The sequence below is a fragment of the Endomicrobiales bacterium genome, from assembly GCA_023228045.1.
GTDB lineage: Bacteria > Elusimicrobiota > Endomicrobiia > Endomicrobiales > JALOBY01 > JALOBY01.
The window spans coordinates 87,286-97,521 of sequence record JALOBY010000002.1; the positions used below are offsets into that span (position 1 = coordinate 87,286).

Here is a 10,236-nt window from a genome sequence, read left to right on the forward strand (position 1 = left end):
TTTTGGGGTTATTCTGAGGAGTAGATATGTCCTTTAAAGAAAAAATAATAACTATAAGCAAACGGTTAAAGACTGAATTGCGATTGTACAAAAATGTCTTTAAAGATAAAAGAACTCCTATCGTCGCAAAGGTGTGTTTTGGAATAGGGATTGGATATTTGCTGTTACCCTTTGACTTAATTCCCGACTTTATTCCAGTGATAGGACATCTTGATGATGCTGTCATTGTTCCATTTTTTATATATCTTGCTCTAAAATTTACCCCCTCTGAGATTATTAACGAACATCGAAATTTACTGAAAGACAGTATCTAAAAGTATTGATTCTGAAAATTAACTCTCTCTCCATGTAAACTGTGGGGGAATTCACTTTACAATCTACTTGTGTAAAATAATAGAAATGGGTCTAATCTTATTAAAGCACATTAAAGTGGCCCATTTTTTAATGATTAAATTATGATACTAACAAAACGAAACGCATTGTTTGCTGGAAGCTGGTATCCTACATCCAAAAAAGCTATTGGTGCTTATTTAACGAGCACAACAAAGAAAACAAATGTCATTGCAGCTATGGTGCCTCATGCCGGCTGGATTTATTCTGGCAAGGTTGCGGGCTCTGTATTTTCCGCTATGTCGCCTGCTGATACATACATCATAATTAGTCCAAACCATACCGGCATCGGGCCACAAGTCAGCATCTATCCAAGCGGTTCTTGGCAAACCCCTATTGGCTCCCTATCCGTAAACGCAGAGTTTGTATCCCACCTGTGCAATGAATATAAATCAATTACACCCGATACAACCGCCCATAGCCAAGAACACTCTATTGAAGTACAATTACCATTTATCAAATACATAAACCCAAGTGCCAAAATAGTGCCAATAACACTTGCAAACTATAGTTTAGAGCTATGCACAAAGCTCGCTCTATCAATAGCTAAAATAATAAAAGAAAAATACGCAAACCAAAAAGTACTCATACTTGCGTCGTCAGATATGAGCCATTATATCTCAGTCCAACAAGCAAAAACATTAGACACACTTGCAATAAACGATATGTTATCTCTAAATGCCGCCGCATTACTTAAAACTGTAGAAGAAAATAACATTTCTATGTGTGGTAGTGGACCTGTGGCGGTTGCTATAACTGCCGCAAAAGCACTTGGCGCAAAAGAAGCAAAATTAATAGCCTATGACAACTCAGGCACCGTAACTAATAGTACAAGTGAAGTTGTTAGCTATGCCGGAATGCTTTTTCTTTGATATAATCAGACGGAGTAATGCTTTTATATATCTAAATTCACTTATAGATTTTTTGGGAGGCAAATGCATACTACAAAAGTTGAAGGCAAACATATTAAAGCACTTACACTTTTTGCCTTAAGCACATGTATTTGGTGTAAGAAAGTAAAGCAACTTTTAGAAGACCTTGGCGTTGCCTATGAGTTTATTTATATAGATCTGCTGGATGATGACAACCAAGCAGAAGCACTAAGAACTCTTGCAACTTTTAACCCGAGGGAATCATTTCCTACACTTGTAATTGATAATAAAGATTGCGTTGTTGGTTTTAAACCACAGGAAATAAGAGGTAAATTAGGTATATGATCCCTAAAAAAGAAGATGTAGAAGAACTGCACAAAACATTAGTAGTTGATGCCGAAAAATTTGGCTATCGCATAAATTCCGATGCCAATTTTGCAAAAGACCTTGTACAAGCTTTGTTAATAAATCAAAACCGCTATGGATATATGTCGTGTCCTTGCCGCCTGGCAACTGCTAACAAAGAAAAAGACCTGGACATTATCTGCCCTTGTGATTACAGAGATGACGATATAAGCAATTATGGGGCATGTTACTGCGCGTTATATGTAAGTGAAGATGTATTTAATGGTAAAAAAGAGACAGTACCAGTTCCTGAAAGAAGGGGAAAAAACCATAATTTACACATTAAACACACTAGCGTTGAACCATTAAGAACAGTAGATGTAAAAAAAGTTGCAAACTTAGTAAAGCTGCCATATCCAATCTGGCGCTGCAAGATCTGCGGCTACTTATGCGCCAGAGAAACCCCGCCTGAAACCTGCCCTATTTGCAAAGCTAAAAAAGAAAGGTTCGAGCATTTCCTATGACAAACACATTTCTAAGGATACGCTATTTTCTTGCCATGGTAATCACTGTTTTATTAGGCCCTGGCATAGGGCATTTGTTAATTTTTAGGTATAAAAAGGCAATTATGTTCATTCTTGCATCTGCCTTAATAACCTTTGGGCTTGCGCTTTACTTGTCGGGCATTTTGGGCCAAAAAGAAATAGAGTTACTTAAGCATAATCCATTAAATTTCTTTCAATTCGTAGCGGAAAATCAACCTAACGCATTGAAAGTTTACAATGTTTTGTTTGCGGCTTTGTGGGCTTATGCAATTCTGGATTTATTTCTTGATGCAAAAAAAAGCACAAAAGAAGAAAGCCGTGAAAAATTATCTTAAAGTAATTTCAATTCCAATTCTTCTGTTTTCACTAAACGCACCAATAATATACGCACAGGATAAACAAACAATGAATAAACCCATGGAAGTTAAACTAAAAAATGGACTAACCGCCGTAATAAAAGAAGATTTATCACACCCGATTGTATCAGTACAAGTTTGGGTAAAAACCGGCTCAATAAATGAATCACAAAACACTGCCGGGTTGTCGCATTTTCTTGAGCATTTAATTTTTAAAGGGTCAAAAAAATTCCCCGGTGATGCCATAAGCCGCATTGTAGAGGCAAAAGGCGGATATTTAAACGCGGCAACTTCTAAAGAATTTACAGAGTATTACATAACCCTGCCAAACAAAGAATTTACCACAGCTGTAGAAATTCTTGCCGACGCTATGGAAAACGCCGCATTTCCAGGTAATGAAATAGAAAAAGAAAGAAATGTTATTTTACAAGAAATGAAATTACACGAAGACAACCCTCAAAGTTTATTGTACGACCTTTACTGCGAGAAAATATTTATAAATACACCTTATGCCCACCGTGTTCTTGGAACAAAAAAAGTAATTCAAGATGTTTCAAAAGAAGAAATCACAAAATACTATCACACTCATTATGCACCAGAAAACCTAACTTTGGTTATAGTCGGAGCCGTAAAAACAGATGAAGCAAAAACAGCAATAGAAAAATACTTTGGCACAATAAAAAAGCGTTCATTTTCTAATGAGAAATTAGAAAATGTTAAAGTAAAACAACAAGATAAAACAATACAAAAAGATGTAGAGCACACCTACTGGATTGGCGGCTTTCTGGGGCCAAATGCAAGCAGCAAAGAACAATTTAGCGCAGAAGTTGCCGCATCAATACTTGGCGGTATGCGTTCATCGCGCCTTTATCGTAAACTACGTGAAGAAGACAAAACTGTCTATGCAATTGAAACTTCTTACTGGGCGCAAATTTCAAACGGGGCATTTGTTTTATGGGCAATTCTTGAACCACAAAATAAAGAAAAAGTAATATCTGAAATTAAAAACCAAATTAGCTTACTTATGAATAATGGCCCAACCAACAATGAGCTGGCTAAAGCAAAAGAAATGATAACTACCGAGCATGCGTTGGCGCATGAGAAATTTTCCGACCAAGCCGATTTAATTGGCTACTTATATACAATTAACAACCCATGGATAATTGACAGTTATATCAGCGGTATAAATGATGTAACAAAAGATGATATAACGAACCTGCTTAAAAAATATTATTTAAACAAAAATTTCACGAGTGTAGCAATAGTGCCGAAACAAAATGAAAAATAGATTAATTTATTTACTATGTGCAATGCTCTTGCCTCAAATAGCGCTTGCGGAGGGAAATATGGAAAGCTTTACGCTAACAAACGGTATAAAAGTGATTTATAAACAAACAACTCAACACCCCATAGTTTCAATACGGTTATTTTTAAAAACCGGCACCGCCTCAGAAAAACCAGAACAGGCAGGGTTAGCAAACTTCACACAAATACTTTTACAACAAGGAACAAGAAATTTAAACGCTCAGGAGTTTGCAAACCAAATAGAATCATTAGGCGCAAACTTCTCCGCCAGCACCGATTACGACTTTAGCACAATAAGCATAACCCTTTTAGATAAAAACTTTGAAAAAGCCCTTAGTTTGCTTACAGATGCGGTTTTAAACCCTGCCTTTGACGAGCTTGAAATTGAAAAAGAACGCTCATCAATACTTGCCGACATAAAAAGCAGAAAGGACTCAATTCACTTAACTGCAAACGACGCAATGTTAAAAGTTTTTTATGGCACCCACCCATATTCATGGCCGCAAATTGGTAAAGAAGAAACCGCATCAACTTTTACAAAAGAGAACATAATCAACTGGCACAAATCAAACTACACAGCAGACAATGCTTTAATTGTAATTACCGGAAATGTCAGCGCAAATGAAGCAAAAATCTTGGCCGAAAAATACTTTAGCCAAATACCAAAAAGTGCGACTAAAACCACAAGAACAGAAGCTACTATTCCAAAGGCGTCAAAAACCGAGTTTGAAAGCAGCAAATTTAAACAGGCATTTTTAATAATTAGCTATCCTGCTCCCAAAATAAACCAATCTGACTTTTTAAAGTTAAAATTATTAAATGTGTACCTCGGCGGCCGTATGAGCGGGGTACTATTCTCAAAAGTTCGCGAAGAACTTGGCGTATGCTACGAAATAAACTCAAGTTATCCATCTATGCAAGATATTGGCAGGTTCTCAATTTATGCCGGAGTTGACAAAGAAAATGTAAACAAAACAATTGAAAAAATTGATGACGCGCTAAATTTCATTAAAACTAATGGCATATCCGATAAAGAACTTGAAGAAACAAAAGATTACCTAAAAGGTATATATTCAATGGACCACGAAACAATTGCAAAAGAAGGGTGGTACCTTGGGTATTGGGAAATGATTGGAAAAGGTTTTGCTTACGACCAGAAATACATTGACGAGCTTTCAAATATAAATGCCAAAGACCTCACTGAGGCAACAACAAAATACTTCACACAAGACAGAGTTATAGTAACCGTGGTTCCTAAATGAGTTATTCCAAATATATAAAGATTATTTCTACACTTTTACTTGCCATATTATTTTTGCAATCATGCGGCGTTAACAACACAAAAAAAGATTACTCCGTCGCAAAAGACCGCAAACCAAACACAGGCGATGCTTATGTTTCCGCAATGCTTGGCGATGCAACCATATTAAATCCACTCTTATCGCAGGACTCATCATCAGGTCAAATAAACTCCTACATATTTAACGGCTTACTAAAATACAATAAAGATTTGACCATTGTAGGCGACCTTGCAAGCTCATGGAGCGTTTCAAAAAGCGGGAAAGAAATAATTTTTAATTTACGCAAAAATGTTTCTTGGCACGATGGCAAACCATTTACAGCTAACGATGTTAGATTCACATACGAAAAACTAATAGACCCCACCGTTAAAACTCCATACAGTGCCGATTACACATTAGTTAAAAAATTCACAGTTATAGACCCATACACAATAAAAATTGAATACTCAAAAACATTTGCCGGTGCGCTTGAATCGTGGATGATGGGAATAATACCAAAGCATATATTTGAAAACACCGACATAAATATAAACCCTGCAAACCGTGCACCAATAGGCACCGGCCCATACATATTTCAAAATTGGAAAACCGACGAAAAAATAACCCTTAAAGCAAATGAAAAGTATTTTGAAGGCAGGCCTTACATATCAAAATATTATTTCAGAATAATACCCGACCAATCGGTACAATTTCTTGAACTGCGCCAAAACAATATTGACGAAATGTCACTTTCTCCCGACCAGTGGAATTCATACCCTGAATTTTTTACTAATTACAACAAATTTAACTACCCGTCATTTTCTTATGTATATTTGGGCTTCAACCTTACAAGAGAACCATTTAACAACAAAACCATACGCAAGGCACTTGCTTATGCAATAAACAAAAAAGAGATAATTGACGGCGTGTTGCTTGGCATGGGAACCCCTGCAACAGGCCCATTCGTGCCACAGCACTGGGCATTTAACACCAAAGTAAAAGATTATCCTTACGACCCATCTTACAGCTTAAAGCTTCTAAAATTATTAGGGTACACACTAAACCCAACCGATGGCTATTTGTGGAAAAACAATAAAAGGTTTGAGTTTGGCATAATTACAAACCAAGGCAACAAAGTGCGCGAACTTAGCGCGCAAATAATTCAGGCACAGCTTAAAAAAATTGGTATAAAAGTAAACATCCGTATAGTTGAGTGGAGCAGTTTTATATCGCAATTTATAAACAAAAAGGACTTTGACACCGTGCTTTTAGGTTGGAGCCTATCTCGCGACCCAGACCAGTTTGTTATCTGGAACTCTAAAATGACAGGGGAAAACCAATACAACTTTGTCAGCTATAATAACCCGGAAGTTGATAAATTATTAAACAAAGGCAGGGAAACATTCAACATCACCCAAAGAAAAGTAATTTACAATAAAATACACGAAATCCTTGCCGACGACCTGCCATACATATTTCTCTATTACCCGCAAGCAATGCCCGTAATACATAAACGCTTTATCGGCCCCGAAGTTGCGCCTGCAGGGTTAGGTTGGAACAGTAATTTTTGGTGGTCACCAAAAGAAAATCAAAAATACAAACTTTCCGGGGACAATTAAATGTTTTCATATATTCTAAAACGCCTGCTTCAAATGGTGCCTATTTTGATAGGCATCACTATAATCACCTTTGCCGCAATGCACTTTGCGCCTGGTAACCCAGCCAGCTTAGCAACCGATATGAACCTAAAAGCATCATCTCAAACGCACGAACGGCTTGTAAAACTTTACGGGTTAGATAAACCATGGTACAAACAATATTTCTCTTGGCTTAAAAGAGTGGCCAAGTTAGATTTTGGCGACTCATTTAAAGATGGCCGCCCAGCCATTAAAAAAATATTTGAACGCTTGCCGGCATCTTTACTTTTAAACTTTTTGTCATTGTTCTTAATTTTCGCAATCGCAATACCTATTGGGGTAATTTCCGCAATCAAACGCAACACACTTACCGACAAAGCATTAACATTTTTTGTTTTTATCGGCTACGCAATGCCAGCTTTTTGGTTTGCGTTATTGCTTATGCTGCTTTTTGGCTTAAAATTGGGGTGGCTGCCAATATCCGGGTTACACTCAATAAATTACTCGGATTTAAACTTTATAGATAAAGTTTTAGATGTATCAAAACACCTAATATTGCCCGTATGTGCAAGTGCTCTAACCGGCATGGCATCACTTGCCCGCTACACACGAACAAGTATGATAGAGGCACTTAGCCAAAACTTTATAAAAACTGCTTACGCAAAAGGATTAAGCGAAAATAAAATAATTTTCAGGCATGCCTTAAGAAATGCACTACTTCCAATAATTACAATTGCAGGCCTATCGTTGCCGGCACTAATTGGAGGGGGTTTTATATTTGAAACAATATTTGCCTATCCCGGAATGGGGCGTCTTGGTTTTGAGGCAATAATGGCAAGAGATTACCCTGTAATAATGGCAACCGCCACTATTGCTGCGTTTCTTACACTAATTGGCAACCTGCTTGCCGATATATCCTACTTTATTGCAGACCCTCGCATAAGGCATGGTGGAAAATGAAAAATAAACTTGCCCTATTGGGAGCGCTTTGCATAGTCATATTAATTTTACTTGGAGCATTTGCCCCTCTCATTGCTCCAAAACGCCCCGACGAGCAAAACATAACAGAACGCATAAAAGCTCCGTCGTCAAAGCATATTCTTGGAACCGATGACCTCGGGCGAGATGTTTTATCACGAATGCTTTATAGCGCGCGAATATCCCTAAGCGTTGGCATAGTTGCGGTGCTGATAGCCATAACCCTTGGCACACTTATTGGAATGTTAAGCGGTTATTTCGGCGGCGTCACAGATTCAATTTTAATGCGTTTTGTAGATGTAATGCTGTGTTTTCCTACTTTCTTTCTATTGCTAATGGTACTTGCTTTTTTAGAGCCAAGCATACTAAATGTAATAATTGTAATTGGCCTTACCGCATGGCCGGGCCTTGCAAGAATAGTGCGTGCGGAAGTACTAAGCATAAAACAACGCGATTTTATAAACGCTTCAAAACTGCTTGCCACAAGCAAAACAAGAATTTTTTTAATGCATATATTGCCAAATGTAATTGGTCCAATTTTAGTTGCGGCAACACTTGGTGTTGGCGATGCTATACTTGCAGAGTCGGGGTTATCGTTCCTTGGGCTTGGGGTACAGCCGCCCGATGCCTCTTGGGGGCAAATATTAAGTGCCGGCAAAGAATACATACACATTGCATGGTGGCTTTCAGTTTTTCCGGGCGTTGCAATACTAATTACGGTGCTCTCGTTTAATTTGCTTGGCGAGGGAATTCGCGAGAAGCTAAACCCTAAAAAATAATTTATGAATATTTTAGAAATCAAAAACCTATCAGTAACCTACATTCAATTTGATGGCAGCGTGCTCAAGGCCCTTGATGATGTTACCCTTGACATTGTAGCAGGGCAAACACTCGCCATAGCTGGGGAATCGGGCTCTGGCAAAAGCACCTTGGCACTTGCGATATTGGGACTAATAAACAACTTTGGCGGTAAAATAACCTCAGGTAATATCTTATTTGAGGGCTTAGATTTGCTTGCAGTAAATAAAAATATTCTGCGCACTGTGCGCGGCGGTAAAATTGCAATGGTTTTTCAAGACCCATATTCATCATTAAACCCGGTCCTAACCATTGGACTACAAATAACCGAAACAATTCAAGCTCACAACAAAAAGCTATCCAATAAAGAAGTTATTAATCTGGCTTTAGAAACTCTTGAGATTTGCTCAATAAAAGAAAGTATAAGAATATTTAACTCCTACCCGCACCAAATTTCAGGCGGGCAAAGGCAACGCGTGGCAATTGCAATGGCAATATGCAACAACCCACAAATTTTAATTGCCGACGAAGTCACAACCGCGTTAGATGTAACCACACAAAAAGAAATAATGGACCTCTTGGATTCTCTTAAAACAAAGCTAAATATGTCTATACTTTTAATAACGCATAACCTCGCGCTCGCCTTTAAACGAAGCCAGCGCACTGCAATAATGCAAAACGGCAAAATTATAGAACTGCAAGACACACCCCAATTATTTTTGCAACCACAAAATATTTACACAAAACTACTTATAAACTCAACACCGGTGCTCGGTAAAAAAATTGGCACAAACTAAAATGAACAAGTTATTATTTTTACAAAACATCTCAAAAACATTTCAACAACAAAATATATTCGGCACAGAAAAACATACTGTTGCTGCGTTAGACAACGCCACAATATCTGTAGATTATGGCGAAATAGTTGGAATTGTCGGGGAATCTGGTTCTGGCAAAAGTACTCTGGCAAAAATAATTTGCGCGCTTGTAAAAGCCGACAACGGAAGCATAGAAATAGAAGAAAAAAACTCAAATATCATAACTGCCACTGAGTTATCCAAAATAGTTCAAATGATATTTCAAGACCCAGCAAACTCACTTAGCCCGCGAATGCGCATTAAAACAACACTTGAAGAGGCAATACTTTCAACACCCAAAAATAAACGCGCGCCGAAGCTTCAACATGTTTTAAACCTTGTTGGTCTTGATAATACTTGCCTATATAAATACCCGCACCAACTTTCAGGCGGGCAAGCCCAACGAGTAGCCATTGCGCGCGCACTGCTTAAAAACCCAAAACTTATAATTGCCGACGAGGCAATATCATCGGTAGATGTTTCTATGCAAAACCAGCTGCTTAGCTACTTTAAGTTTTTAAAAGATAGTCAAAATATGGCAATACTTTTTATAACTCATGACATTTCTGCCGCATCAAGCATTGCAGATAGAATTATTGTAATGAAAGATGGTAGAATAGTAGAGCAAGGTCAAACACAAGAATTGATAAATAATCCAACATGCGCATACACAAAAAACTTAATTGACTCAATACCAAAAATGACAAGAGATTAAACTTGTCATCCGTTTTTTTTATTTTGTCATCTCGGGCATAATACTCAAAAAGTGTTGCTAAAAACAAGGGATAAAGTCTTAAATATAGACGACAAGTAAAAACATTTGATACTCTTTTATTGAAACGGTTCAATAAAGGAGCATGAATGCAAAAAAAA

General features: G+C 37.6%; 12 protein-coding genes. All 12 read left to right on the forward strand.

Annotated features, from left to right (window positions below; all coding sequences use genetic code 11):
- The first annotated feature begins 26 nt into the window (after positions 1–26).
- The 12 genes from M0Q46_00995 to M0Q46_01050 all read left to right on the forward strand — a co-directional run bounded on the left by M0Q46_00995 (position 27) and on the right by M0Q46_01050 (position 10,078).
- Entirely contained in the window at positions 27–314 is a 288-nt protein-coding gene (locus M0Q46_00995) for a DUF1232 domain-containing protein (protein MCK9582189.1), read from the forward strand.
- Between the two features lie 141 nt (positions 315–455).
- Positions 456–1,262, forward strand: coding sequence for an AmmeMemoRadiSam system protein B (gene amrB / locus M0Q46_01000; protein ID MCK9582190.1), 807 nt, complete (start codon positions 456–458; stop codon positions 1,260–1,262).
- A gap of 63 nt (positions 1,263–1,325) precedes the next feature.
- The gene (locus M0Q46_01005; GenBank protein ID MCK9582191.1) at positions 1,326–1,607 is read left to right on the forward strand and encodes a glutaredoxin family protein; all 282 of its coding nucleotides are present in this window, start codon (positions 1,326–1,328) and stop codon (positions 1,605–1,607) included.
- Positions 1,604–2,131 (forward strand): hypothetical protein, encoded by a 528-nt coding sequence (locus M0Q46_01010; GenBank protein MCK9582192.1) that lies wholly within the window; start codon positions 1,604–1,606, stop codon positions 2,129–2,131. Before M0Q46_01005 ends, M0Q46_01010 begins: the two co-directional genes overlap by 4 nt.
- On the forward strand, positions 2,128–2,487 hold the full coding sequence (locus M0Q46_01015) for a hypothetical protein (protein ID MCK9582193.1): 360 nt from the start codon (positions 2,128–2,130) through the stop codon (positions 2,485–2,487). The genes M0Q46_01010 and M0Q46_01015 overlap by 4 nt, the downstream gene beginning before the upstream one ends.
- Positions 2,471–3,796 carry an insulinase family protein gene (locus M0Q46_01020; GenBank protein ID MCK9582194.1) on the forward strand — a complete coding sequence of 442 codons (1,326 nt, stop codon included), beginning with the start codon at positions 2,471–2,473 and terminating at the stop codon, positions 3,794–3,796. Before M0Q46_01015 ends, M0Q46_01020 begins: the two co-directional genes overlap by 17 nt.
- Complete coding sequence (locus M0Q46_01025; GenBank protein MCK9582195.1) at positions 3,786–5,075, forward strand: insulinase family protein; 1,290 nt, start codon at positions 3,786–3,788, stop codon at positions 5,073–5,075. The genes M0Q46_01020 and M0Q46_01025 overlap by 11 nt, the downstream gene beginning before the upstream one ends.
- The gene (locus M0Q46_01030; GenBank protein ID MCK9582196.1) at positions 5,072–6,712 is read left to right on the forward strand and encodes a peptide-binding protein; all 1,641 of its coding nucleotides are present in this window, start codon (positions 5,072–5,074) and stop codon (positions 6,710–6,712) included. Before M0Q46_01025 ends, M0Q46_01030 begins: the two co-directional genes overlap by 4 nt.
- Positions 6,713–7,690: an ABC transporter permease gene (locus M0Q46_01035; protein ID MCK9582197.1), complete on the forward strand. Its 978-nt coding sequence runs from the start codon at positions 6,713–6,715 to the stop codon at positions 7,688–7,690.
- Positions 7,687–8,487, forward strand: a complete 801-nt coding sequence (locus M0Q46_01040; GenBank protein MCK9582198.1) for an ABC transporter permease — start codon at positions 7,687–7,689, stop codon at positions 8,485–8,487. Before M0Q46_01035 ends, M0Q46_01040 begins: the two co-directional genes overlap by 4 nt.
- Before the next feature lie 3 nt (positions 8,488–8,490).
- Positions 8,491–9,303, forward strand: a complete 813-nt coding sequence (locus tag M0Q46_01045; GenBank protein MCK9582199.1) for an ABC transporter ATP-binding protein — start codon at positions 8,491–8,493, stop codon at positions 9,301–9,303.
- Position 9,304: 1 nt separating this feature from the next.
- Positions 9,305–10,078, forward strand: coding sequence for an ATP-binding cassette domain-containing protein (locus M0Q46_01050; GenBank protein ID MCK9582200.1), 774 nt, complete (start codon positions 9,305–9,307; stop codon positions 10,076–10,078).
- Positions 10,079–10,236: the final 158 nt, after the last annotated feature.

Excerpts from the sequence above, each read along its gene's own strand:
- M0Q46_01025 (MCK9582195.1), top strand. The coding sequence starts at position 3,786 with ATGAAAAATAGATTAATTTATTTACTATGTGCAATGCTCTTGCCTCAA.
- M0Q46_01030 (MCK9582196.1), top strand. The coding sequence starts at position 5,072 with ATGAGTTATTCCAAATATATAAAGATTATTTCTACACTTTTACTTGCC.
- M0Q46_01035 (MCK9582197.1), top strand. The coding sequence starts at position 6,713 with ATGTTTTCATATATTCTAAAACGCCTGCTTCAAATGGTGCCTATTTTG.
- M0Q46_01045 (MCK9582199.1), top strand. The coding sequence starts at position 8,491 with ATGAATATTTTAGAAATCAAAAACCTATCAGTAACCTACATTCAATTT.
- M0Q46_01015 (MCK9582193.1), top strand. The coding sequence starts at position 2,128 with ATGACAAACACATTTCTAAGGATACGCTATTTTCTTGCCATGGTAATC.
- M0Q46_01010 (MCK9582192.1), top strand. The coding sequence starts at position 1,604 with ATGATCCCTAAAAAAGAAGATGTAGAAGAACTGCACAAAACATTAGTA.
- M0Q46_00995 (MCK9582189.1), top strand. The coding sequence starts at position 27 with ATGTCCTTTAAAGAAAAAATAATAACTATAAGCAAACGGTTAAAGACT.
- M0Q46_01005 (MCK9582191.1), top strand. The coding sequence starts at position 1,326 with ATGCATACTACAAAAGTTGAAGGCAAACATATTAAAGCACTTACACTT.
- amrB (MCK9582190.1), top strand. The coding sequence starts at position 456 with ATGATACTAACAAAACGAAACGCATTGTTTGCTGGAAGCTGGTATCCT.
- M0Q46_01050 (MCK9582200.1), top strand. The coding sequence starts at position 9,305 with ATGAACAAGTTATTATTTTTACAAAACATCTCAAAAACATTTCAACAA.
- M0Q46_01040 (MCK9582198.1), top strand. The coding sequence starts at position 7,687 with ATGAAAAATAAACTTGCCCTATTGGGAGCGCTTTGCATAGTCATATTA.